Source organism: Oligosphaera ethanolica, assembly GCF_030814695.1.
Lineage (GTDB): Bacteria > Verrucomicrobiota > Lentisphaeria > Oligosphaerales > Oligosphaeraceae > Oligosphaera > Oligosphaera ethanolica.
This window is the reverse complement of sequence record NZ_JAUSVL010000001.1, coordinates 1,252,315-1,277,834: the sequence shown is the minus strand read 5'-3', so window position 1 is coordinate 1,277,834 and position 25,520 is coordinate 1,252,315. Positions and strand designations below refer to the sequence as shown.

The following is a 25,520-nucleotide window of genomic DNA, read 5'->3' as shown; positions in this document are numbered from 1 at the left end:
CATACTGGATCTTGTTTTTCGAACCAGCTGAAGACCGCGACAGGTAGCAGAACGGATGCTGCTTGCCTTTCGCGCATTCGCATTGTGCGCGCCCGCACTTGCGCGTCGTATGGACAATCGATCCGCGCACCAGACCACACAGCTTCACCAGTTCCTTTGCCAAATCGCGTTGCTTTTCCATCGCCATCGTCGCAACTCCTTGAATATATGCGGTTTAGCATACCATACAACGACAACAAAAAAAAGCAAGTCGAGTACTTGCAAAAAAAATGGGGGGGGGTAGTGTTTACCCCATCGCGCAATGACCCACTTTTGGGAATTGCACCCGATACTGGTGGAGACACGCGGAACAGTCCTGGTCGAGGTCAAGTTGGCAGGCGGTGTTATTTCTGGCGAATGCTCCTGGCCGTCCTGCGCCTTGGGGGCGAGTTCCCCCGCCAGGAAGGCGGCGAGTTTTTCGGGGCTGGGATAATCGAAGACGAGTGAGGAGCGCAAGCGCCGGCCGCAGTCTTTTTCCAGTTGTCGCCGGAGGTCGAGGATGGCGAGGGAATCCATTCCAGCTTCGGCGAATGAGGCGTCGGCTGCAATGTTTTCCCCAGCGCCGGCATGGCCGAGTTCGGCAATAGCCTGGAGGAGATAGTCGGTAATGAGTGGCTTGGCCTGTTCCGCCGTGAGGTGACGGAGGCGGGACAGCAACGGGCTGGCGACTCCCTGGGCCGTGGTGGGCGAAGCTTTGGGCAGGGCGGCTGTTTGCTGTTCCGGCTGGCCCGCCAAGACGGCGAGCGGAGCGGCGGCGGATGGCTGATCCGACATGACGCGGCCCATGGCCGCGAGGGCTTCAGCAAATTTCAGATATCGGTAGCCGAGCCTTTCGAGCCGCCGGCGTTGATTGTCCTCTAATTCCGCCATCATTCCGGTGGTTGCTTCCCATGGTCCCCAGGCAATAGCCCGGCAGTCACGGCCGGTGGTTTGTCGGGTCCGAAGAACTATGGCTTCCAGGGCGGCATTGGCAGCGGCGTATTGGCCTTGTCCCGCGCCGCCGAGCCAGGCAGCCACGGAGGTGAAGGCAAGCACTTTGGTTGTGGAATCCGGGGGGAGGCAAGCGAGAATGTTTTGGAATCCGCCGACTTTTGTACTCAGGATGCCGTTCCAGTCGTGGTTGTCCATCGACTCGAACATAGCGTCGGCTCTGGTTCCGGCCAGATGGAAGACGTACTCTATCGGCAGTCCAGTTTTCTGAATGTTGCGCATGAGGGCGTTGGTTTCCTGGGGCTGTCCGCAATCGCCGATGACGGCCTGGACATCGTATCCCTGGCGGCGCCAGGCATCGATCTGAGTGGCGGCCTTCGTGCTGGGGGCATGTCGGGCTGTGAGGACGAGATGTCTGGCCCCATGCTCCAAGAGCCATTGGGCGAGGTTCATGCCGATGCCGCCGGTGCCGCCGGTGATGAGTTGGATAGCGTCGGGGCTGAAGGCTGGTGGCGGATTATCGATGGGGGGGACTCGCTCCATATCGGCGATCTTTTCGCGGAAGAGGCTGGCGTTGCGCAGGGCAAGTCGCTGTTTGCCGGCAGCTGCCCAGAGTGGCGAAGTGTCTGCCAGGAGGGTGTTGAGGACGCCGTCACTGCCGGTGGCATTGTCCGTGTCCAGGAGCAGGATCGTCCAGTCCGGTTTTTCGGCGGCGAGACTGGTGGCGAAAGCCCAAAGGGCGGTCTGGGTGGGATTCGGTGATTCGCCGTCTTTGACGATTTGTCCTTGGCACGTCACCACCGCTAGGCGGCCGCCCGTCGTAGGCAAACGACGGACGAATGCCAGAAAGTCCAGCCCCATTGCCGCCGTATTGTCAGACTCCGAGGCGAAGCGGTAGACGAGCGGTTTTTCGCGAGAAAGATTGTCGGTTGTGGGCATGGCCGGGCCGGGTGCGGCAATGGGCAGTGGCATCCACGTGCGGGCAAGGAAACGTGGTCTGTCAGTCAGTCCACCGAGGATGGTCGGTTCGACCGTTTCGAGTCTTAATCCGCCTGTTTGCATGAGGACGTTGCCTTGCGGATCAAAGAGGGTCACATCTGCAAGCAGAAAGTCTGTCTGCTGGTGCCGGATGGTGGCGAATGCGTACAGGGTGGTGGTCGTTGCCGAGGGCCTCTGGTGGAGGATGATTTCGTCAACGTGGGCGGGAATCATGGTTTGGGTGGGAAAGGCCGGGAGTGCCGCCAGGATGACCTGCCAATGGCAGTCGAGAAGGCCTCCTGGCAGTTTGGCCGCAGTGTCGGCAGGCAAGCCGTTTGGAAGGTGCAACTCAGCCAGGGCGTGCCCCGCCGCGTCTTTTCGCACTTTGGTGAGCCAGCGGAAGGAGTGCCCGACGGTAATTCCTACAGAAGCCAGATGTCCGGGCAGGTCATCGGGCGGAAGAGCAAGGGTGCAGAGTTTTTGGGCATCCGGGAGAGAGAAGGTCGCCTCGTTCGGGATACTGGCGGTCAGTGGCTGGCAATCGGCCTCCACGTGACGGACAGGCGCGCCGTCAGGACTCAAGCTGACGATGGACATGCCGGCCGCGATGACACCGTCCTGCTGGACGGGACGGACGACGAATTGCAGGCTCAGGGGGTGTTGTTCCGGGACGACAATTGGCTTGATGAAAGTGACATCGTGAAGGGCGACGGCTTCGGCCTTGGTCCAGTCTTGGGCGGTCATCAGGAGTTGGGAGACGTAAAGTGCGGCCGGAGGCACGATTTTCCCGAAAACCAGGTGCTCGGCGAGTTCGGGAAAAGTATTTGGGCTGTATTGCAGGCTATAGACCCGTCGTCTGTCCTCGATGAGGTCGATTGCGTGCTCCAGGAAAGAGTTTTCGTGGTCTGCAGTGGGTACTGCGTCGTCGTCGGGTTCAAGCCATTGCCGTTGCCGCTGCCAAGGGTAGGTTGGTAGTTCGGTTCTGCGGCCTGCGGCGTCGGGCGGCCAGCCATTCCAGTCGAGGGTGATTCCTCGCTTGAACAGTTCGGCCAACGTTCCGCCAAGTACCTGCTGCTCGTTTTTTTCGCGCAGCAGGGAGGGATACCAGGGAAGGCCGGCCGCGTGCAAAGTCGGTCTGGCCAAGTTGCAGAGGACGGGATGGGGGCCGAGTTCGAGAAAGAGGGTGCCCCCCAGGGTTATGGCCGTCTGCAGATTGTCATGGAAACGCACGGTCGAACGGGCGTGGCGGGCAAAGTAATCGGGATTGAGGGTGTCGGAGCTGTGTTCGCCACCCGTGACGTTGGCAAGAAGATGACAGGTTGGCTTTCTGAACTCCATCGCGCCCAAGGCATTGCGGAATTCGTCAAGCATCGGCTCTAAGAAATGCGAATGGAATGCCTGAGAGACTTTTAGCCGGGTGACCAGGAAATTTTTCGCATTCAGACAGCTGACAGCGGCTTCAATTTGCCCGGCAGCCCCGGTGAGGGTGACATCCTGGGGGGAGTTTACGGCGGCAATCTCGCAGTTCACGTCGGCGCTTTTGAGGCAGGCCAGGACGGCAGACGGCTCGCCGCGGACGGCGGCCATGGCCCCGTTGCCGGGGAGATTCTGCATGAGGCGGCTGCGGATATCCACGAGCCGGACGGCATCGGGAAGGGAAATCACGCCGGCGCAGAAGATGGCGGCGATCTCGCCGATGCTGTGTCCACAGGCAATGTCAGGCCGAATGCCCAGTGATTCGTATAGTCGTATCAGCGACGCCTGCAGGGAAAAGAGCGCCGGCTGCGTCCAAAAGGTCTGGTTGAGTCGGGAGGCCGCTTCGTCCCCCTCGGCGAAAAGCACATCGTGCAGGGACTCGTGGCGATGTGTCTTGAAGAGTTGGTCGCATTCAGCGAAAGTTGCACGGAAGACGGGGAAGCGCCGATACAGTTCCCGCCCCATGCCGAGGGTTTGCGCGCCTTGTCCCGTGAAGAGGAAGACGATTTTTTCTTCTTTGGGGTTGGCAGGTTGGCAGATGGCTGGTGCTGAAAGTGCGGTGATGAGCTGTTCTCGAGTCGTGAAAGCGTATGCCGTCCGCGTTGTGAAGGTCTTTCTGCCGGTTTGCGCCGTCCGGCAGATGTCGGTCAGTGACGTGTCCTGATGTCGGGGCAGCCAATCGAGATAGCTGCGCTGGAGGCTGGTCAAGGCTTCTGCGCTGACGGCGGCTAGGGGGAGGATATGAACGTCGCCCTCGCTGTCTGCCTCCGCGGCAATGTGTTGCGGGGGGGCTTCTTCGAGAATAACGTGGGTATTGGTGCCGCCCATGCCCAGGGAGTTGACGGCGGCTCTTCGTGGATGGTCTGCGGGTTGAGGCCAGGGCAGCGTTTCGGCGGTGACGAAGAAGGGCGAAGTCGGCAAATCACAGAGAGGATTGGGAGAGTGGAAGTGGACTGTGCCAGGCCGCTTCTGGTGCTGCAGGGCGAGGACGGCCTTGATGAAGCCGGCGATTCCGGCGGCAATTCCCAAGTGTCCGAAGTTGGATTTGACGGAACCTAGGGCGCAGAAGGAACGCTTATCCGTGTCCATCCGGAAGGCCTCTGTCAGGGCATGGACTTCAATGGGGTCGCCCAGCGGCGTGCCCGTTCCGTGCCCTTCGATATAGCCGATGGTATCGGGAGAAAAGCCTGCGGTCTGAATGGCTTCGCGAATAGCCCGGACTTCTCCGGCCTGGCTAGGCGAGACAAAATTCATTTTATTGGCCCCGTCGTTGGCGAGGCCACTGCCGCGGATGACGGCCAGGATGCGGTCGCCGTCCTCCCGGGCCTGGCGAAGGGGTTTGAGGAGCACGGCTCCGGCGCCGCTGCCGAAGAGGGTGCCGGCTGCTTTTGCGTCGTAGGAGCGGCAATGTCCGTCCGGGCTGGTAATCATCCCTTCGGCGAAAGTATAGCCGGCTTTTGGTGGTACCATGATGGCGCTGCCGCCGGCCAGGGCCATGGCGCAACTGCCGTTTTTGAGGGCCAAGATGGCTTGATGAATGGCGGTGAGGGCACTGCTGCAGGCGCTTTGGACGGCCATGACCGGGCCAGTCAAGTCGAGTTTGAAAGCCGTTCTGGTGGCGAGATAATCTTTGTCGCTGGCAAGCATGAGGCTGAGACCGTTGAGCGAATCTACGGTGAACAGTCTTCCCTCGTTGTTCCGGCGTAGCCAAGTTTTATTTGCCAGGATGTTGTTGCTCAGATAGGTGTTGGTGCCGGCGGCGGCGAAAACTCCGACTTGTCCGAGTGAGGCGGAGGGAATGATGCCGCTATTCTCAAATGCTTCCCAGGCGACTTCCAAGAACAGGCGCTGCTGGGGGTCGATTATCCGTGCGTCATGCCCCGAAATGTTCCAGAAGTCGCAGTCGAATTCTTCGATTTGCTTCAGGAGTGGCGCGGCATTGACATGGTTCGGATCGTTGGCAATGGCGGGTGGAACGCCCGCGGCAATGGCATCCTCTACCGGGAAAAAAGTAATGCCCTCGCCGGACCGCTCCAAGAGTGTCCAGAATTGCTCGAGATTTTCCGCTTGGGGAAAACGGCAGGCCATCCCGATGACCGCCACGCCCTCGTTCTCCAGGAGAAGACGGGATGAAGGGACTGTGGCAGGCGTGGCGGGCGTGATGGGCGTGGCGGGCGTGGCGGGCGTGATGGGCGTGGCGGGCGTGGCGGGCGTGGCGGGCGTGATGGGCGTGGCGGGCGTGGCGGGCGTGGCGGGCGTGGCGGGCGTGGCGAGATAGTCGGCAAGGTGACGAAGGGTTGGATTGGCGAAGAGGGTGACGGTGGAAAGCTGCCTGCCGCTGAGTTTCGAGAGATCGGCAAGCATCCTGACCGCCTGGATGGACCCACCACCCAAGCCGAAGAAAGTGTCGTCGGGACCGGGAGCGACATCGCCCAGATGCTGTGTCCACAGGCGGGCAATTTGCTCGCTCCATGCCCTGGCCATTGGCTTCGGGGCATTGTCGTTCATGCCATTCGGCGTGCCCGCCGGCGATGGCACTTCCTGATTTTCAGGCGGCAGAGCCGCCAAGAGGTTACGAAGCTCCACCCGGCGGATTTTGCCGGTGACAGTCCTGGGGAAATCTTTTTTGGCGAGATGGATCATTAACCCTGGGGAGAGGCCAGTTTGCCGGAAAATGGTTGCCCGCAGGGATTGCTGGAAGGCGGCATCGTTGGGCTGGGAGGCTTCGAGGCTGTAGAAGAGTGCGAGTGTCTCAGTCGCCTCGCCGGGACGGCGGAAGCCGCAGGCGGCCAGGCAGCCGGCAATGATACCTGGTTGTTTGGCCGCCGCAGTTTCGATTTCCTGGGGACTGTAGTTGTGCCCGTTGACAATGATGACATCTTTTATCCGGCCAGTGATATAGAGGTGTCCTCCCTGAATGAAGCCCAAATCGCCGGAATCGAGCCAGCCGGGAGCGGGAAAGGCATTGGTGACAGGCGGCCCTGCTTGGGTCTGGAGGTAGCCGTCAATGACCATGTCGCCCTTGAAGAGAAGCCGGCCGGTTTGCCCTTGTGGCACGACATTGCCTGACTCATCGACGATACGAATACCCAGGCCGGGTATCGGCGTGCCCAAGTCGACGTAGGCGTCATCGTCCTTGGTATCCTCCAGGTGGAAGCCGTCTGACCAGACGACGGCCGAGCATGTTTCGGCCATTCCCATGGTTGGCCGCATGGCCCCTTTCGGGAAACCGTGGGGTGCGAGGAGAGTCAGCAGCCGCCGCGCCGTCCGCGAGACCACGGATTCGCTGCCGTTTGCCAGAACCTTCATTGGACTCAAATCCCAGCTCCCGGCGCGCAGGGCCTCTTCTTGCTGGACGAGAAGCGAACAGGCGAAATTGGGCAGCCAGGCGAAGGAAACGCGGTGCGCGGTCATGATGTCGAGAAGATTCAGCGGGCGTTCCAGAATATTTTCCACCGGGGCGTGGAGCTGTTCGGCGCGGAGGACCAGCGGGGCGACGCATCCCAACAGTAGCGAGCCAGTGTGTTCCATGCTCAGCCAGTTGAAAAAAACATCCTCGGAGTTGAGCTTCAGCTTGCTGCTGAGGCCGTCGGCGAAAGCCAAGATATTCTCGTGGGTGAGTGGCACGCCCTTGGGAATACCGGTACTGCCGGAAGTGAGGAAAATGGCCGCGGTATCGCTGGGGGACGGCAATGGCCAATCGTCCCCCGGAGGGTGTTCCAGCAGATCTTCCCAGAGGACGGTTCTGGGCTGGAAATCAGGATTGCTTGCTTGACAGTCTCGGATCGCGGCTGCGGTCGTGCGATCGGTGAAAATGCAAGGTTTGTCAAAAGTCGGCCAGACAGCGAGGAGTTTTCGCAGTTGGCTGTTGTCTTGCCGGTAGGAAGGCGGGGCGTTGAAAGGAATGGGAACAATGCCGGCGAGGATGCACCCCCAAATAGCTCCGATGACCTGCGCCGATTCGGGAAGCTGCAGCAGAAGCCTGTCGCCAGGGCGGAACTCACTGGCGAGAAGCCCTGACGCCGTTCGTCTGGCCTGCTCAAGAAGTTCCCCGTATGACTGCGTGTCGCTCGTCCCGTCCCGATGGAAGTGGCGCGATCCCGTCGCGTTGCACGCTTGACAATTCAGAAGTGCCTCAACCAGGGTGGCCGGCAGTTGCGACGTGCTCTTGGTCTTCCTGACGATGACTTCCGCTGGCAGAGTCTTTTTTTTTGTCATAAGAATAACAATAGTAATTTCTTACTTCGTTAATGCCGGTCAGGAGTTCGCGTCCTGGTCAGTGCTGTCGTTGTCGGGTTTATCGACTGGCAGTCCGGCAATGAGCAGAAGGAGACCAATCAAGGGTGTCAGGAGGATGGATGCGAAAAAGTACCCCCAGAAGCCGAACTTGAGATGCCTGCCGGCGTGTGCGATAGCTGTGGAAGCGAGGATGACGGCGAGAAAAAGAAAGATTGGAATCATGATTGCTGCGATCCCCTCTAGTCGATGGTGAATTCGTGAAAAGCCCCGTTCTTGTACTCCTTGAAGACAAAATTGAGCCCGATGGCATCGCCGTTGAGGCCAATTTTATAGGGTCCAAACACGCCTTGGCTGGGCGGGCCGAATTTAATGGCAGCAGTGATGGCGATAGGGTTGAAAGACTGTGCTCTTTGCACCCCCTGGGCATACAGCATCACGTTATCAAAACTGGTGCAAATGAAATCATAGGCCGCTGGGCTTATCTGACGCCGGACGATTTCTTGGAAAAAGTATTCAGCCGGTGGCCAGTTCAAGTCCGCTTTCGCTTGATTCAATTCTCGTATGTAGGTGATCAACAAGATCCTCCCAGAATTAAGCAGTCGTTCTTCGATGAGTGAGTTGAGGTCGACGCCAGTTTCGAAGTTATCGGTGCCAATTATGGGAAAGGTTCCGCCTTGTTTGCGGATGTGCCTGATCAGTGTGGCAGCTTGCGGCAACTCATCGATAAGCAGAAGGCAATCGACCCCAGAGGAAATAATCTGGTAGGCGAGCATTGGAACGTCGTTTTTTGTTTCGGAATAGCTTTGCGAAAAAACCACCTGGATGCCGTGGCCTATGGCCTCCTTCTCCCGATAGCGGTGGTACGCCATCATATAATGGTGCAGTCTGCTGACAATGGCGATCTTGCGGACCTGCAAATGGTCGAGCAGTTTGAGGAAATCTTTCTCAGCGTGTTCATCTTGCACCTGCGGTCTGAGCACCAGCGGATAGCCGTAGGCCGTGAGAAGAGGATTGGTGGCAAAAGGGGATATGTACAAGAGACCGGCTCGGTTGTAGGTGTTCGAGGCCGGAATAGACGTGTCGCTGTCGTTATGACCAATGACGACGGAGTGCCGGGTGTTCAGGGCGATTTTGCGGGCGGTCTTGAGGGTGTTCGCTTCGGAGTATTGGGTATATGTGACTGGCCGCCCCAGCAGGCCACCATGTAAGTTGAGGTAGTCAATGGCGATGTCGATGCCTTCAATAAAGCCCTGGTTGTCATAATAGTTGCGGTCCCAGACAACCGCCAAATCAACGGGATCGGCACTCTTGCTGGTCGCAACTAATTTTCTTTCATGGCAGATTTTTGCGAAATCGGGTTGTCGGGCGGCAAGAAAGCGGGCGAGAAAATAGGCGATGGCCACGGTCGCCAAGGCGGTGCCAGTCCAGTATTTGATTTGTTGCGCTCTCGTCATGCTGTCCTCTTAGCGGTCGCCACCGAGGATGATGGGTAAGCCGTCTTTGCCGGAACCGATGACAATGACCTTGGCGTTGTCGGAGGTGGAGATGGCCTCGGTGGCCTGAATGCCGCGGAAGCGAAGCAGGTCCGGAGTGAGTGAATCGGCCAAAATGCGGTTGGCCGCGCTGATCCCGTCCGCCTCGATTTGCCGGCGTAAGGCTTCATTTTCTTCGATTTCGATTCGATAGACATAACTTTTGGCAATTTCAGATTGCTCGAGTTTGACATCGATGGCTTTCTGGATAGCCGGTGGCAGCATGATTTTGCGGATGTTGACGGTGTCGATTCTGACAAAGGATTGTCCGATATTATTGATGGTCTGGTTGACGATAGTTTCCACCACCGCGCCGGAAGAGGTGTAGAGCTCCTCGCTGTCAAACTGTCCGACCGTATGGCGGAGGCACGCCTCAATGTCCGGTAGAATGACGCGTTCGAGATAATCCGGTCCGACAACGACATGGAGGAGTCCCAGCATGGAGTACTCGGGACAGTAGCGGACGGCGTAAGTGACCGTGACTTTCAGACCGCTTTTGGTCAGGGCTTCTAATTCGCGGTTGGCCACTTGTTGGCGAACGGTGTAGATGGTCATACTGTCCCAGGGCCAGATGACATGCAGGCCCTCGGTGAAAACTTTGTCGGTAATTGTTCCATTGAAGAAACGAAGCCAAAGTATGCCTGCTTCACCGGGCTTGATGGAGATGAAAATGTGATTCCACAATAAAATGAGGAGAAAAAGCAGGGCCATTCCCACGACGAACAGGTAGGATTTAATCCGTCGCCAGAGGGATTCGGGGTGATTGTTCTGTGGCTTTGGCATTATTGGCATGTTTCGTTTTGGGAGGTGGAGGCTCCGTAAAGGTTTCGTGCTAGTTGCCCGTACTCCATTTTGACGACTCTGTCGGCCAGATGCCAATAACGGTCATCATGGGAGACTGCCAGGACGGTTTTGCCCGCCGCCCGGAATTCGGCCAGGAGTGTCTCATAGAAGAAAGTTCGGAACTGTGGGTCTTGGTCGGCGGCCCATTCATCGAGCATGACAATTGGCCGGTCGTCCAAGAGGGCGACGATGAGAGCGAGGCGTTTGCGTTGTCCGGTGGAGAGGTCGGTGTGCGTGAACCGGCCTTTGCTGAACTGCGTCTTGTGGGCAATGTCCATCTTTTTGAGCCAGTTGTTGACCGTTGTGGGGTCGACTTCTTCCTGCCCATAGAGTCGATCAAAGAGATGGAAATCAGAGAAGATGACCGAGAAGAGCTCCCGGTAGTCCTGATAGTTGTTCTGCTCCAGCCTTTGGCCGTCCAACCGGAGCTCCCCGCTATTGAGCTGGTAGAGGCCGCAGATGATTTTCATGAGCGTGGTTTTGCCGCAACCATTGCCGCCAACGAAAAAGACCGTCTCGCCACGCATGAGGTGCAAGTCGAACGGCCCGACCGTGAACAGGGGATTGTTCTCGGCGTCGCGATAGGTGAACTGGAGGCTGTGCCCGGTGATTTCCTGAAAGTTCAGGAATTGGGATGGGGCCTGGAAGGGCCGGTCGGCGTCTGTTTGCGGGGCGGTGAGCACGTCATCCAAATCGTAGATGTTCTTCAAGGCCGAATTGGCCCGGGTGATAAGTGGGGCGGTGGTGGCGATAATGTCCAGGGGATTGACAATAAACAGAATTGCGGCGGTGACGCGTATGACGACGACTGAGTAGGTAGGGACAATTTCGGGGAGGATGAAAACCACGGCCCCAATCAGCAGATAGAAGAAAATCTGCGTGAACATGATTTCCAGTATGAAAGTGTCGTTGGCGCGGACTTTGACGGTTCTGGATTCCTCGGCCAGTCCAGAATAATGTTTGAAAACACCCTCGTTTCGCTTCTGGTTCCCATAGAGTTCTTTGTAGCCCTCGACGATGTCACAGACGGCCTCGACAATTTCGCCCTCCTTTTTATTCATTTCGGCCATGTCGCGGACCAGTTTTTGCCGATGCCCCCAGTAGATGCTAATCGCTATGATGATGCCAATGACCGTCATGAAAAAAGCCCCAGGCGAAAGCCAGGCAATATAGAGAAGACAACAGACAACCATCACCAGTGCCTGGACAATGTTGACCAGGAAAAAGGCAGATTGGGAAATAGTCACGGTGTCCTGTGAAATTTTAGTATAGATATCTCCTTTGCTGAAAGACTCCATTTGGCGCAATGATGTCCGCCGCAATTTGTTAACCACCCGTACGCGCAAGTCGTGGAGCATGTTTTCGATGATCCGGATGGACCTGGTCATGCTTTTATTCTTGGCGTAGCAGAAGACAATCATGGCGATGATATATAAAAACAAAAACTGGAGTCGTGTTGAACTTTGGGATGCGGCGGCCGCGCCATTGTTAATCAGACAAAGAAGAATGCCGTTGGCGATACCGGAGCAAATGGCAAGAAAAGAAACCTCTCTCCAAGAAACGCTGTTATACTCCTTGAGGAAACGTGCTAGATAATTCTGAGACATCAACCTCTCCAGCATCTGCCATATCCCACCCCAGACCGGTCGGTTCCCCGATGACTCAAGACAAAAAGCGCCCCTCGCCCACCCCTGGTGGCCTATCACCACCTCGCGGTATCGGAACGTCCGAGGCAGAAAAACTCACTGCCTGATGAGCCTATGGGCTCGCACGTTTGTCCGAAACGGGGTGATACGATAAATACTCACGATTTCGTATGTGGTCAGCCCCCCTGAGGTGGCCAAGCGCTAGCGGTCGGCTCTTGTCGGAATCACGACTGTCCGGGACACTCTGGGCCTTGGCAAGAGACGAGATGCCAAGGCTTCATATCAAAGACTGCACGCTGCCCATTTCACCCCTCTCCCTAAAACCGCCAGGGCCGATGGCGATAACAGTTTTGGGGAGATGGGATCAGGCGATTTGCCCAACCAAATCAATTTACTGCGGCGGTCTTTTCTGCAACCGCGTCATTGCTGCCATCAAACTTGACTTTTTCTTTGACGGTCCGCATGACATTGGTGGAGGCTTTCTTGCCCTGTTCGTAGTAGTCAGCGAAGGTGTCTTTGACGCCGGAAGCATCGAAAGTGAGGAAAGTCCCGCCGGAGGCAAAATGCTGGCTGAACAATTTGCCAAGAGCGAAGGTGGCGGCACCAGCGAGAACAGGCATGGCGGTGAACCCGAAAACCGGTCCGACAAAAGGAATCATTTTGGCGGCAGAGGCCAGCATACTGCGGGAGAGGGTGCCGGAGCCGAGGCCACCAATGAGGGTGGCAAGGGCGGTTTTGCCGAGGTTCTGGCTGAACGCGACATCGTAGAGTTTGGACAGCTCACGAAGCATTTTAATCTGGACACCGCTGACCAGAATGGAGTCGATAAGCACTGGCGCCACACCGCCAGCCATCGCCCAAAGGACATATTTCTGCACGATGCTTTCGGCCTGCTCGTCCAAAGTCGGAACCGGGGCGGCCGCAGTTGCGACTGGGGCGGCGTCGGCGTCGGCGTCGGCTGCGGGCGCAATGGCGGCAGCTGCGGGTTCCATGATGGCCTCGGCTGCCTGATCAATCTCCAAAGAAACGGACTCGGATTTCATGGAAAAATCATCTTTTGCATTGTTCTTAGCCATGGTTTCAATCTCCCTTGTCTTGATGTGAAAAATGGGAAAAAGGGACACCTTGGGGCACGCATAACATTAACTTATATCATGCCGAAATCGGCAAATACAAGTAGTTCTATTCGTTTTAGCTTATGTCATGAAAAAAGCACGAGTCGCGCGAGAAAAATTACTATCAGATAAATGACAGGAGATCATAGATAATTACTGCTCTGTCAGCCTTTGCAGCCAAATTTGGGCTGGGCATTTACTAGGGCTTACCTTAGGGGCTGTTCGATAATTACGTTGACAACTATACCCAGGCATGCTGAAAGCGTGCGACAGCGCAAACAAAAAAAGGTGAGATTCCATTGCCTCTTTGGCCCCAGTCAGCTTCGCCGACTGGGGCCAAAGAGGCCGAGGAACACGAGCGCAATAGACGCTGTACCCAGGGCGGCGCGCGCCTTCGGCGCCGCTTGCCCTGGGCTACGATGACAGCGCCCCTCCAGGGCGCTTGCCGCTTCGCGGCCAGGGAAATGTTGGCCGTCGACAAGGTATGACATGAAAGAGCGTTTGTACTGCAATGTGTAAACGTAATTTGTGAACGGCACCTTCGGTAATGAATGGGACGCCATTATGCTGATATTGACTCTTGTTGTCGAAGAAATCAGCGCGCATTCAGGACATTCCTTTTTTCGAATTAGCAAAGCATGGCTCGGTGCCTTATTTTTCACCGTGACGAAAACTTATTTTGTGGTAATTGCATGCGTTGTTGATGTTTTTTAACAGCAATTAGGCAAATGGTTTTGCGACAATTATCACCGTGTAATTATTCTTATATTCTTTTTTTAATGGCGTCAGTTGGTTATTTAGGACAGGAGTTTTTTTATGCCGGAGGTTTATTCGACGAACGAAGGTCGTCTGGCGATTGTCGAGCATCCTTATTCCACGCTGCCGGTCGGTTGGTCTGTTATTTTTCAGTCAGCGGATGCTGATATTTGCCGCGCCTTTGTGAAGAGCCACTGGTGTGTGAAGTATTTGCAGTCTGGGCGGGGGATATTGCCCGTGATAGCCAAACACCTTCCCGAAGGAGTTGTCTGCCCTTGTTCTCCCACTGTGCCAATTTTTGCGCGGTTGCTCGTTTTCCCTCACGCAGGGGGCGGTCCTTCTGCTTACTTTCCCTTTGCCCGCATACTTGCGCAGTCTGGTATTGAAACACTGATTGTGGCCTACCCCGGCCGTGAGGCGCGCTTCCGTTCTGCGCCAGCCCCTGACATGGAAGCATTGCTGATGGATATTGAATCGAATCTTAGCGAGATATTGGCTGAAAGTCCTTGCTCGTACTATGGCCACAGCATGGGCGCGATGGTTGCTTTTGAATTGTCACGCCGTCGCCGGCGGCAGGCGCGGACTCAGCCTGAACACTTGTTTTTGACTGGTCGCCAGGCGCCGGCGGTCTGCGGCGGGGATATGGTGACGGACGGTCTTTCGAATGCTGACTTTATCCAAGCCGTCGCTCGCCGCTATCATTCCATCCCCGAGGAGATACTGTCATCGCCCGAGACTATGCAGTTGATTTTACCGTCCTTGCGGTCAGATTTTCACCTGGTGGTGAATCATCGTTTTGGCCAGGAATCGCCCTTGCATATCCCGACGACTTTGCTGAATGGTACAAATGATGCCGCAATATCTCCGGCCGGCGTGGATGCGTGGACGCAGGAATTGCCGGTCGTGCAAAATCTTTGGTTGGACGGCGACCATTTCTTTTTGAATCGCAATTTGGTGGTCGTGGCGGACATCGTGGCGCAAGAGCTTTGCTGGCAACAGCCGGCAGGAGCAATGGCGTGCCGTTCCGGTCAAGGACAAAAGACGTGAAATGGTCATTAGTCTTCGCAGGTCGCATGGTGATGCCTTGACGCAACGACGGTTTGTGGGTGTATAGTTGGCGGCTGATTTTTTCCGGGGTTTTGGTGTGCGAAATGGTCTACAGAGGAGACGTGTGATGGCAGTGCGCATGCAGTATTTTCCGGGTGGTCGGAACAAGGCGTTGACCTTCAGTTATGACGACGGTCCGGCGGGCGACCGGCGCTTGGTGGAGCTCTTCAACACCTATGGCTTGCGGGGGACATTTCACTTGAACAGCGCCAACTTGGGGCACGGCGATCGGATCAGCGCGGCCGAGGCGGCGACGCTATACGCCGGGCATGAGATTGCCGGCCACACCTGCACGCATCCCTATCCGAAACAGCTGAGCAATGAAGAGCTGCTGCAGGAACTCCTGGAGGATCGTCGGGCGTTGGAGGCTATTACGGGCGCGCCGGTGCGGGGGCTGTCTTATCCGTACGGTCATTTTGACGACCGGGTGGTGTCGCTGGTGCGCGCCTGCGGTTATGCCTATTCACGGACGACGAAGGCCGACGCCGGCTTCACGCTGCCGGACGATCCCTACCGCTGGGCGACCACGGGCCATCACAAGCACGACATCATGCAGAAGGCGAAGGACTTTCTGGCCATGTGGGACGACAGGCGCCGGGGGCCGTCGCTGTTCTATGTGTGGGGACACAGTTTTGAATTTGACCGCGAGAACAACTGGTCGCTGATGGAAGAATTTGCCAAGCAGATTGCTGGTCGGGACGACATTTGGTACGCGACCAATATCGAGATCATCGACTATTTGGACGCGATGCGGCGCTTGCGTTACACGGTTGACGGCAAGGTCGTGTGTAACCCCAGCGCGCAGCCGGTGTGGGTGGCGGTCCAAGGCGAGGCGCGGGAAGTCCCGGCGGGCGGTTGTTTACGCTTGGGATGACAGACGGTGGATACTGGCGGTGATGGCGTCGCGGATGCGCGCGCATTGCGCGGTGGCGCCATCGCCCCAGGCTTCCACGTTGAGGCGCAGCGCCGGCTCATTGCCGGATGAACGCAGGACGAACCAGTAGCCGGCGCGGCCGTCGGGGGCGCTGCTGACCAGCTTCAGGTCGGCGGCGGGCAATTCCGCAGGGCGGTAGGGGCCGTCGGCCTTGACGACCCGTTGCAGGCCCAGCGCGTCATCGACGCGGATTTCATAGCGGGTGCTGGGTGGCGTTTGCTGTTCGCGGCAGATGGTTTCGAGGGTAGGGAAGATCAGCTCCTTGCGCGGGAGGGTGAAATTGATTTCGCCGCTCCAGCAGTAGTGGTTGCGCCATGGCTGGAGCTCGTCGGCCAACGTGCGGCCGGCTGCTTTGAGCTGGCGGACGTAGCTGAGCAGCTGCAGACTGGTGAGCATGCCGCTGTCCACGTAGAAGAATTCCGGGTAGAAGTAGTGACCGGAATGTTCGCCGGCGAAGAGGACGCGTTCGCGGAAATGGTCGTGGCGCATAAGGAGTTTGACCTTGCCGTGGCCGACGGGCGTAGCGAGTAGCTCGACGGGGCCGTCCGGGGGAAAGAGGTCCTGCAGCAGGCGCGAGCAGCACAGATTGCAGAAAATCATCGGCCGGGGGGCGCTGTCGGCGTCCATGGTGGCGGTCTGGACCTTGCGGCGCGCGACCAGGGCGAGGACTTGCGATGGGATGATTTCCTGCCCGAGGTGGTCGACGAAGCCGGCGCGGTCGGCATCGCCGTCGAAGCCAATGCCGATGTCGGCGTGGTGTTGGCGGACGGCGTCGCCGAGGCGGCGCATATACTCAGGCAGGAGGGGATTGGGCACGCCGTTGGGGAAATCGCCGTCGGGTTTCGCGTCGAGGAAGATCGTGTGGACCTGCTGGGCCGTGAGACGTTCGGCGATGGGCCGGAAGGCCTCGCCGCCGACACCATTGCCGGCGGCGACGACGATGGTCATGGGCGGCCGCGAGGCGTCTGCGGGCATCTTGGCGATGCTCAGGATATGATCGGCGAAATCCTGGCTGCTGTCCATGGCCTCGGGCAGGGCGAGGTGGCTTTGCATGAATTCGAGCATGAAGGCCAGGTCGTCAGCATTGAAAGGCGCGGCGCCGGCGTGGATGAATTTGGCGCCGTTGTATTGCCTGGGGTTGTGGGACGCGGTGATCATGGCGCCGCCCTGGAATTCCCGCTGGTATTTGCCACAGACGAAGTACACCTGTTCACTGGAAACCATACCGAGGCGGCGAGCGCTGGCGCCGCCGGCGGTCAGGCCGCGGCAGAAGCTCAGCATGAGTTCGAAGGATCCCGTGCGCGCATCGTGGCCGACGGCGACGCAGGGCGCGGCGTGGTGCTGGGCAAGGCGCGTGGCCATGGCCTGGCCGGCGAGAAAGGCCGTTTCGGCGTTGAATTGGTCGGGCCAGATGCCGCGGAGATCGTCGCGTTTGAAGACGGCGGCGATGTCCTGGCTAGTGAGCTGTCGTGGCGTAGTCATGGCGGTGTCCGTGAACTGATTGCTGGTGCTTGCTTCCGGGCATTTTTTGGCTGTTGCGGCTAGTAATGCCGGTCGATCTTGTTATCATATATGGCCAACACGGATTTAGCCTCACTGGCGGTCGAAAAAAGCTTTCATTGGATTAGGATTAAGCAAGGAGCAGACGACATGGCTGAGCAGAAGGACATTCGTTTTGGGGCAATTGGCTGTGGTGGTGCGGGCACGGACCGCATCAAGCAGCTGGCCAAGCACGAATTGGGCTTGCGAGTGGTGGCGGCAGTAGACATCGCGCCGGAGCGGCTGGACAACCTGGCCAAGGTCATTGGCTACGATGACTTCAAGCGCTATACGGGCCCAGAAGACTACAAGCGCCTGATCGAAGAGAACGACCTTGACGCCGTGGGCATTTTCACTCCGCACGTTCCTCATTACGACCATGTGAAGTACGCCATTGAGCACGACATGAATGTGCTGATTGAGAAGCCGATGGTCTGCGGCGCCGCGCGTGCCCTGGAGATCACGCGTTTGATGGAAGCGCGCAAGAAAAAGGTCGGCATCATTCACTACCAGCGGCATTTTGAGCTCAAGTACATGAAGGCCCGCGAGCTGATCCAGCAGGGCGTGATTGGCGACGTAACCAATTTCTATATTTACATGGCACAGGATTGGTCTGGCCCCCGCTGGCGTGGCGAGCCGGAATTCTCCGGTGGCGGCCAGATCAACGACTCGGGCAGCCACTACCAGGACATCATGCTGTGGATGACCGGACTGATGCCCATCAGCGCGCAAGGCAATATTGATTCCTTCTACCGCGGTCAGGAGCGGAAAGTAGAATATAACGGTAGCTTCAACGTCGAGCTGAGTAATGGCGTCAGCGGCCGTATTATCATCATCAGCGATATTCCAGGTGGCTTTGTGGACGACGTGCGCATTTGCGGCACCAAGGGCCGTCTGATGTTCCAGGGCGAGCGATTGATCCATTTTGACCAGGAAACAAACAAGTACAACGACGTGCCGTTGGCGCGGCCGGAGAATTATCCCGTGTCGCCATGCGACAATTTTGTAAAGCTGCTGCGCCGGAAGGTCCGCACGAACCAGGTGCCGTTTATATTCGGCTGCCGGGTGGCGTTGCTGACCGAGGCGCTCCTGCGCTCTGGCCACGCCAAGGGCGAGAAGATTATGTGCGAGGACATCATGCGCGAGTCCGGCCATAGCCTCAAAGACCTCGAGGTGTGAGGAGAACAATTAGGTCGTGGGTCTCACGTCTGGCGCTGGAAGCTACCGCTGACTCTAGTTGGTCGTTCGAGCGCGGTGTGGGGGTGGCGCCCTCCGGGCGCTGACCTATATTGTTGATACACCCAGGGTTGCGGCGCCCTCCGGGCGCCTCACCCGGGGTTATGCATGGTGCGGCCCTTCGGGCCGAATCTGGCTTGTCGCGGACGGATCGGACGGATCGGACCGATCGGACGGTTCGGACGGATCGTCGACTTGATCGGTCGGATCGGTCGGATCGGACCGATCGTCGTCCTGATCGGTCGGATCGGACGGATCTTTAGCGGCCGTAATGGATGGGGCAATGGAATTTGCTGACAGTGACATCATGCGTTGTGTGCGGCGGATTGCGGAGCTCATTCGCGATGGTGGTGGCCGGGCGTTGCTGGTTGGCGGGTGCGTGCGCGATGCCTTGCTGGGCGAGGGGTGCAAGGACTTTGACCTGGAGGTGTACGGGCTGGGTGCGCAGGGCCTGCAGGATATACTGGCGGCGCATTTTCGGCTGGAGCTGGTTGGGGCCAGTTTTGGCGTATTCAAGGTGTGTGGTTGGCCGATTGATCTGGCCTTGCCGCGTCGCGAGAACAAGACGGGGTGGGGGCATCGTGGCTTTGTGGTGGAGGCGACGCCTGATTTGGACATTGCCGAGGCTGCTGCCCGTCGCGATTTGACCATCAATGCCATACTCTGCGATCCGCTCAGCGGCGAGTTGATCGATCCTTGGCATGGCGTGGAAGATTTGCGGGTGGGGCTGCTGCGGCATGTCAGTGAGCATTTTGCGGAAGATCCCCTGCGAGTGCTGCGGGTGATGCAGTTCACCGCCCGGCTGGGCTTTGCGGTGGCGCCGGAGACTGTCGCGCTATGCCGATCAATGACGCCGGAGGATCTGCCGGCGGAACGCCTAGCGGGCGAATGGGAGAAATTGCTGTTGCAGGGTCGGCAGCCGTCGCTGGGTCTGCGTTTTCTGCGGGATTGCGGGTGGCTGGGCTACTATCCCGAGCTGGCGGCGCTGGTGGGCTGCGAACAGGACGCACGTTGGCATCCTGAAGGCGATGTGTGGGAACACACGCTGCTGGCGCTGGATGCCGCCGTTGGGCGCCGCAACGGCACGCGGGACGGCGATCTGGCCGTGGCGTTGGCGGTGCTCTGCCATGACTTCGGTAAGGCGGTGACGACGGTGCACGATGATGATGGCCGCATCCGCAGCAGCGGGCACGAGGTCGTCGGCGAAGAACTTGCCGGGGCGTTTCTGCGGCGCATGTGGTCGGAAGTGTCGCTGCTGGACATAGTGTTGCGCCTGGTCCGCGAACACATGTGCCCTATGGGGCTGATCATCAATGACGCGTCGGATAAGGCGATCAGACGTCTGTCGCTACGCGTAGGAGGCCGTATGGACCTTCTGCTGCGCGTGGTGGAATGCGACATGGTTGCATCGGCTGGGCGCGGCCAGGAGGCCGACTTGGGGCCTTTGCGGGCCTTCGCAGCGCGGGTGGCGGCTCTGTCGGTCATGACGGAAGCGCCGAAGCCACTGGTGCTGGGGCGACACGCTCTGGCCCTGGGCGAGAAGCCAGGCCGGGCGTTGGGCGAGCTGTTACAGGCCTGTTTCGAGAAGCAGCTCGATGGCGAATTCAGCGATCTCGCGGGCGGGCTGCAATGTCTGGAAGCGCTGCTCGCACAACGGCGAGGGTAGAAGCGCGGGAGTTATTCTGGGGGGGCGAACCGTTTTGCTGGTTTTGGCTGATGTATGGGACGTATGGGACGTAGGGGACGTATGGAGAGGGGACGTAGGGGACGTATGGAGAGGGGACGTATGGGACGTATGGGACGTATGTGACGTATGGGACGTATGGGACGTATGGGGCGTATGTGTAGGGGACGGATAGGACGATAGGACGGATTGCCGTGACGCCCCGCTCCATACGTCTCATTCGTCCCCTACGTCCTATATGTCCTATCGTTCTATCTTCTTGTTGTTTTCAGCGTTTGATGCCGAAGGGCATGAAGCAGAAGTCGTCGTTCCAGACGATGCGGTGCCACGGTGCGAAGACGCCTGGGGCTTTGTAGAAGACGCCTGGTGAGACGCCGAGGCATTCGCCTTCTTCGAGGTGCAGTGGTCCGAGCATATTGCGGAGACTGTTGGTCAGCTCGATTTCGATGGTGTTGGCCCCGGCTTTGAGGACGCCGGCGGGGATGGCGCAGGCGTAGTCGGGGCGGGTGACGGTGGCGACCTGGCGGCCGTTGATGCGGATCACGGCGACTTGCGCGAAGAGCTTGGCGAAGGCCAGTTCGTAGCCGTGATTTTCCTCGCCGGGCGGCAGGGTGATGTCCTGAGTGAGGGTCATGGAGCCGGCGAAGAATGGGAAACCGCATTGTTCGATGCGCTCGATATCGACTTGGGGGGCTGGGGCGCTGAGGACGAAATCGCCGCTGTAGCGGATGGCATCGCGATCGAGTTGGCTGAAGGTGCCGCCGGTGTTGACGCCGAAGTCGCCGCAGAGGTAGATGGCTTCGATTTCGCTGTTGTAGGCGAGGCGATTTTTTTCGGATTCGAAGACTTTGGCGGCATCAATCAGCTGGTAGACGACGGGTTCTTGGTGGAAAGTCGTCGTGAGGGTGATGGTGTTGGTGCCGGTAACGACGGCTTTGCCGATGTCGATGCGCTCGAAGGCCGGGTCGGCGAAGAAGCCCTGCGGTTGGTTGCTGACGGCCTGGCCGTTGACGCTGATGGCGAAGTGCTCCGGGTGTTCCAAGAGCAGTGCCAGTGGCTGGCCGAGGCGGTATTTTGCGTCGGTTCGGAACGTGAAGGTCATTTCCAGCTTGGCGTCACGGCGGAGCTTGAGCAGCTCGTCGTGGATTGTCAGCACGTATTCGCGGTCGGACTTCTTGTCGCCATCGACGCTGTAGGCGCAGTATTCGAGGGTGAGTAGGTTTTCGGTGCAGCGTTTGATGGCGAAAGTGTCGGGCAGCGCCAGTGAATGCGTCGGCTTGGTGGCTGGCGCGGCGGCGGGCACGGGCGTTTCGCGGGCGATAAGGATGATATCGCCTGCGGCTTCGAAGCGGTGTCTGACGCGCAGCATGCCGTTTGGGGCGGTGTCGTAGGCGACGGGGACCATGCGGCCGAGCTCAGCGTCAAAACGTTCGAGGCCGACGGCGGGGATGTACAGGTCGGCAGCGACGGCTTTGAAGCGCTGGTTGTTGACGTAGTAGTAGAGAACGGCGGCTTTGCCGCCCAAGTCGCTGAAGTAGCGGCGGGTGGCGTGGATGTCGCCGAGCTGGCTCGCAGGTGTGTTCAGCGCGGACAGCGCGGTGTCGGGAGTGGCGACACAGATGGGCGTGGCGGCGGCCATGGCTGCGGCCAGGAGGGCGTCGCGGTCGGCGAAGAAGCGGATTTTCTTCAGCAGCGGCGCGTTGTCGGCGGGGACGCCGTCGATGAAGAAATGGCAGGAGAGATCGTTTTGTTCGGCGAGGAGAGTGCCGCCGGCCTGGGCGAAGTCGTCGAGCAGCTGCACCTGTTTGCTGGAGAGATTGAGGATTTTGGGTAGGATGACCATGCGGTACTGCTGTTGGCCGACGACGATGCTGGCGCCGTCGACGCGGCCGTGCTGCTCCATGAGCGTTTCGTCGCCGTAATGGTGATTGACGTGTACGCCTTCGAGGGCGCTGCTCAGTGAGATGAAAGCGTTTGAGTAGGCGTTGACGAGCTCGTTGCCACTGGCGGCAGTATTGAAGAGCAGGTGTGCGGAGCTTTGGCCGTGGATGAGCAGCGTGTCGACGCTGATCTGGCCCTCGGCGAGGAGGGTGCCGATGCGCGACATCTCGTCGTTGAACTGGCGGTAATAGCGCCACCACGGCTGGTGGACGAAGAGGGACGCCGGGTAGTCGCGTTTGCGGATGCCGCGCAGGGAGTAGCTTTCGAGGTGTTGGCAGAGCAGATTGACGCCGTGGACCATCTGCCACTGGTAGAGCCATTTGAGGTCAGCGAAGGACACGGCCCAGCCACAGAGGGCGAAGGTTTCGGAGAGGATCTGCTTTTTGCCGGTTTGGGCGGCGGCGCTGGCCAGCTGCATGGGCGTGGCCAGGCCGGGGAAGCGGCGGCCGAGGGCGTCCATGCCGGGGATGTGGAAGTACTGGTAGTGGGGCATGGCGGCGCCGTTGCTGGCGAGCTGGCTGAGGTAGGTTTCTTCGCAGACCAGGTGGCCAGTAAGCTCCCATTGGTGGGCATTGCACCAGTCGTAGATGGGCTTGAAGAAGTGGTCGAGGAAGAGCCGGGTGGTCAGGCGCCAGAAACGGCAGCGGGTCTGCTCGTAGGCGCCGATTTCGCGGAAGAGCTGCGGGAGCAGCGGGAGGAGTTCGTCGCCGAAGGCCTGGCGGTATTCGTCGGCATGGGTGAAGGACCAGGGGATGCCGCCGCGGGAGATCTGGGGCTCGTCGGTGAAGACGCCGCGCATGGTTTTGCGTTCGGCTGGGCTGAGCTCCGCGTAGTAGCGCTCGTGGACGGCGTCAATGAAGGCGTTGGTGGCCTGGAGCGAGAGGGTGTCGACGTAATAGGGATTAACGTCGAAACGGCAGACGAGGAGGCGCGGCGCGGCTTTGGCGGCGTCGGCGCTGAGCATACGGCCGTCGAGGTCATAGCAGGCGACGACGTTGGTGGACTTGGCTAGATCGGCGGCGGCGATTTCGGTGAGACGGAGGTATTTTTGCTGGTATTCGAGGCCCATTTTGGGCACGACGCCGTCGGCGAAGCCGCTGGGCCAGCCATTTTCGTCATAGGCCCAAGGCTGCATGCCGTGTTTTTGGGCGGCGGCGATGGAGCCCCTGACGGCGTCGAACCATTCCTTGCTGAGGTATTCGGTGTGGAGGCCGCCGCGGGCGTGCATGAAGAAACCGCCGATGCCGGCTTCTTTCATGAGGTCGATTTGGCGGGCCAGTTCGGGGACTTCCAGGCGATCATTCCAGCTCCAGAAGGGTATGGGGCGGTATTCGGCGGGGGGATTGGCGGCAAGTTGGAGAGGATCCATGGATACTCCTGGTTTGGCTATGGGCACTGGTTGTTTGGTGATCCAAAAGCGGAAAATGGCGGCGGCGATGATGACGGCGGCGAGTAGGGCCAGCGACGCCCAACGGGCAGTCACCCTCAGTCGGGTGCGGTTGCTGCGGCCGGTGGGCTTTGGCGGCACAGCTCGGATCCTCGGTGGGGTTGATTTATCCCGGGCGCAGCCGCGTCAATAGCGGGTCATGCCTGGTGGGCGATTTTATAGTACTTGACGGCGTCGGGTGGGCGGATATTGGTCAAGTCGCCGCGATAATGCCGCAGCTGGGTAGGCAGGAAGGGGTGCTTGCGCAGTTCGTCCTCGTTGAGATCAATACCCAGGCCGGGGCGTTCGGGGATGACCATGCGGCCGTCGAGGAGGGTGAGGTCTTCATCGCAGATGTCTGCGCGGAAGGGGACGTCGGTCATCATCATTTCGAGGATGACAAAGTTAGGCACGCAGGCGGCCAGCTGCAGGGTCGCGGCGTTGGCGACGGGGCCGGATGGGTTGTGCGGGCAGAAGCCGATGTGCCGCGCTTCGGCCTCGGCGCCGAGGAAACGCATTTCGGTGAGACCGCCGGCGTGGGAGATGTCCGGCTGGATGTAGTCGGAGCAATTGAGGTCAAAGAACTGGCGGAATTCGTAGCGGTTGTAGAGGCGTTCGCCGGCGGCGAGGGAGACGCGGACGCGTTCCTTGACTTCGCGCATGCCGTTGAGGTCGTCCGGGGGCAGGGGTTCTTCGAACCAGTAGATATCGAATTCCTCCAGGCGTTGGCCGATTTTGACGGCAGTAGGGATATCGAAGCGGCCGTGGCCCTCGATAAGGAGGAGCGTGTCTTGGCCGACGGCGTCAGCGACTTTACGGATGCATTCCATGGCGGAGTTGAGTTCGGCTTTGGAGATTTGCAGCCAGGCTTTACCGAAGGGGTCCCATTTGCAGCCGAGGAACTGGTGGTCGCGGACGGCAATGGCTTTTTCGGCGAATTGGTCGGGGGTTTTGGCAGGCGAGAACCAGCCATTGACGTAGCAGGGGACGGTGTCGCGGACCTTGCCGCCGAAGAGCTGGTAAACCGGCACGTTGAGTTCCTTGCCCTTGATGTCCCAGAGGGCCATCTCGACGCCGGCGAGGGCGCTCATGAGGACGGGGCCGCCGCGCCAGTAGGCGTCGCGATAGCAGTCGTGGCGGAATTTCTCGACATTTCGCGGGTCGCTGCCGATGAGGTAATATTCGAGGTCGTGGATGGCGGCGACGACGGTGGGCTCTTTGTATTCGAGGGTGGCTTCGCCCCAGCCGTGGAGCCCGGCGTCGGTCTCGATTTTGACGAAAACCCAATTGGTACGGAAGCAGTTGCAGACGTAGGTTTTGACGGCGGTGATTTTCATGGCTGATCCGAGGTTGGGCGTGAAACGGTGTGGCTACAGGGGGGGCCTCAGGGCGCGGTGGTGGCGTTGGGCAGTGTCGGTGAGTTGCTGCTGCGGTTGCGGTTCATGCGGCTGGCGGCGAAGCCGGCGCCGAAACCGTTATCGATATTGACGACGGTGATGCCCGGCGCGCAAGAACTGAGCATGGCGAGCAGCGCGGTGATGCCTTGGAGGTTGGCGCCGTAGCCGATGGAGGTGGGCACGGCGATGACGGGGCGGGAGATGAGGCCGCCGACGACCGAGGGCAGGGCGCCTTCCATGCCGGCGACGGCGATGACGACTTCGGCGTCCTCCAGGTCAGGCAAGCGGCTCATGAGGCGGTGGATGCCGGCAACGCCGATGTCGTAATAGCGCTTGACGGCGTTGCCCATGACCTCGGCGGTGATGGCGGCCTCCTCGGCGACGGGCACGTCGGTACTGCCAGCGGACACGATGGCAATGGTGCCGCGGCCGAGGACGCGGCGGTCTTCGTGAAGGAAGGCGAGGCGGGCGGCGGCGTTGTATTGCAGCCGTTCGTCAACGGCGCGCATGACCGCGAACTGTTCGGGGGTGCAGCGGGTGGCGAGCACATTCTGATGGGCGGCGAAGAGCGACGTGGCGATATGGCGGAGTTGCTCGTCAGTCTTGCCGGGGCAGAAGATGACCTCGGCGAAGCCGATGCGGCGTTCGCGGTCGGTGTCGGGGACGCATTCGTTGTGCGTTGGCGTGTTTGGCATGGCGAGG

Annotated in this window: 14 protein-coding genes and 1 pseudogene; 4 read left to right on the top strand and 11 right to left on the bottom strand. The window is 59.2% G+C overall.

Annotated features, from left to right (window positions below; translation table 11 throughout):
- Positions 1-43 precede the first annotated feature (43 nt).
- The 7 genes and pseudogenes from J3R75_RS19970 to J3R75_RS04370 form a co-directional block, all read right to left on the bottom strand.
- Positions 44-181, bottom strand: a pseudogene (locus tag J3R75_RS19970) (DUF6788 family protein); the annotation flags it as partial.
- On the bottom strand, positions 145-7,641 hold the full coding sequence (locus tag J3R75_RS04395) for an SDR family NAD(P)-dependent oxidoreductase (RefSeq protein WP_307260138.1): 7,497 nt from the start codon (positions 7,639-7,641) through the stop codon (positions 145-147). The pseudogene J3R75_RS19970 and the gene J3R75_RS04395, both read right to left, overlap by 37 nt.
- A 39-nt stretch (positions 7,642-7,680) precedes the next feature.
- A complete protein-coding gene (locus J3R75_RS04390) occupies positions 7,681-7,884 on the bottom strand; it encodes a hypothetical protein (RefSeq protein WP_307260137.1) in 204 nt (67 codons plus the stop codon).
- Positions 7,885-7,901: 17 nt separating this feature from the next.
- On the bottom strand, positions 7,902-9,116 hold the full coding sequence (locus J3R75_RS04385) for an ABC transporter substrate-binding protein (protein WP_307260136.1): 1,215 nt from the start codon (positions 9,114-9,116) through the stop codon (positions 7,902-7,904).
- 9 nt (positions 9,117-9,125) lie between these two features.
- Entirely contained in the window at positions 9,126-9,977 is an 852-nt protein-coding gene (locus J3R75_RS04380) for a prohibitin family protein (protein ID WP_307260135.1), read from the bottom strand.
- Entirely contained in the window at positions 9,977-11,644 is a 1,668-nt protein-coding gene (locus J3R75_RS04375; protein ID WP_307260133.1) for a cyclic peptide export ABC transporter, read from the bottom strand. The genes J3R75_RS04380 and J3R75_RS04375 overlap by 1 nt, the downstream gene beginning before the upstream one ends.
- 425 nt (positions 11,645-12,069) lie before the next feature.
- Positions 12,070-12,759, bottom strand: coding sequence for a YcjF family protein (locus tag J3R75_RS04370; protein ID WP_307260132.1), 690 nt, complete (start codon positions 12,757-12,759; stop codon positions 12,070-12,072).
- An 855-nt stretch (positions 12,760-13,614) separates the two neighbouring features.
- On the opposite strand from J3R75_RS04370, the gene J3R75_RS04365 reads away from it, so the two are divergent.
- Both J3R75_RS04365 and J3R75_RS04360 read left to right on the top strand, forming a co-directional pair.
- Complete coding sequence (locus J3R75_RS04365) at positions 13,615-14,601, top strand: thioesterase II family protein (protein ID WP_307260130.1); 987 nt, start codon at positions 13,615-13,617, stop codon at positions 14,599-14,601.
- 127 nt (positions 14,602-14,728) lie between these two features.
- Positions 14,729-15,535, top strand: a complete 807-nt coding sequence (locus J3R75_RS04360) for a polysaccharide deacetylase family protein (RefSeq protein WP_307260129.1) — start codon at positions 14,729-14,731, stop codon at positions 15,533-15,535.
- On the opposite strand, the gene J3R75_RS04355 is transcribed toward J3R75_RS04360, so the two are convergent.
- On the bottom strand, positions 15,521-17,077 hold the full coding sequence (locus J3R75_RS04355; protein WP_307260128.1) for a phosphohexomutase domain-containing protein: 1,557 nt from the start codon (positions 17,075-17,077) through the stop codon (positions 15,521-15,523). The two genes, J3R75_RS04360 and J3R75_RS04355, sit on opposite strands and share 15 nt — an antisense overlap.
- Before the next feature lie 168 nt (positions 17,078-17,245).
- Between J3R75_RS04355 and J3R75_RS04350 the strand changes: the two genes are divergently transcribed.
- Positions 17,246-18,313: a Gfo/Idh/MocA family protein gene (locus J3R75_RS04350; RefSeq protein WP_307260127.1), complete on the top strand. Its 1,068-nt coding sequence runs from the start codon at positions 17,246-17,248 to the stop codon at positions 18,311-18,313.
- A gap of 340 nt (positions 18,314-18,653) precedes the next feature.
- Entirely contained in the window at positions 18,654-20,036 is a 1,383-nt protein-coding gene (locus J3R75_RS04345; RefSeq protein WP_307260126.1) for a CCA tRNA nucleotidyltransferase, read from the top strand.
- 286 nt (positions 20,037-20,322) lie between these two features.
- Here J3R75_RS04345 and J3R75_RS04340 read toward each other — a convergent pair whose 3' ends face one another.
- From J3R75_RS04340 to larB, 3 genes are all read right to left on the bottom strand, one after another.
- On the bottom strand, positions 20,323-23,364 hold the full coding sequence (locus J3R75_RS04340) for a glycosyl hydrolase (protein ID WP_307260125.1): 3,042 nt from the start codon (positions 23,362-23,364) through the stop codon (positions 20,323-20,325).
- Positions 23,365-23,579: 215 nt separating this feature from the next.
- Positions 23,580-24,758 carry a galactonate dehydratase gene (dgoD, locus tag J3R75_RS04335; RefSeq protein ID WP_307260124.1) on the bottom strand — a complete coding sequence of 393 codons (1,179 nt, stop codon included), beginning with the start codon at positions 24,756-24,758 and terminating at the stop codon, positions 23,580-23,582.
- A gap of 47 nt (positions 24,759-24,805) precedes the next feature.
- Positions 24,806-25,513, bottom strand: a complete 708-nt coding sequence (gene larB, locus J3R75_RS04330; protein ID WP_307260123.1) for a nickel pincer cofactor biosynthesis protein LarB — start codon at positions 25,511-25,513, stop codon at positions 24,806-24,808.
- Between the last annotated feature and the right edge of the window lie 7 nt (positions 25,514-25,520).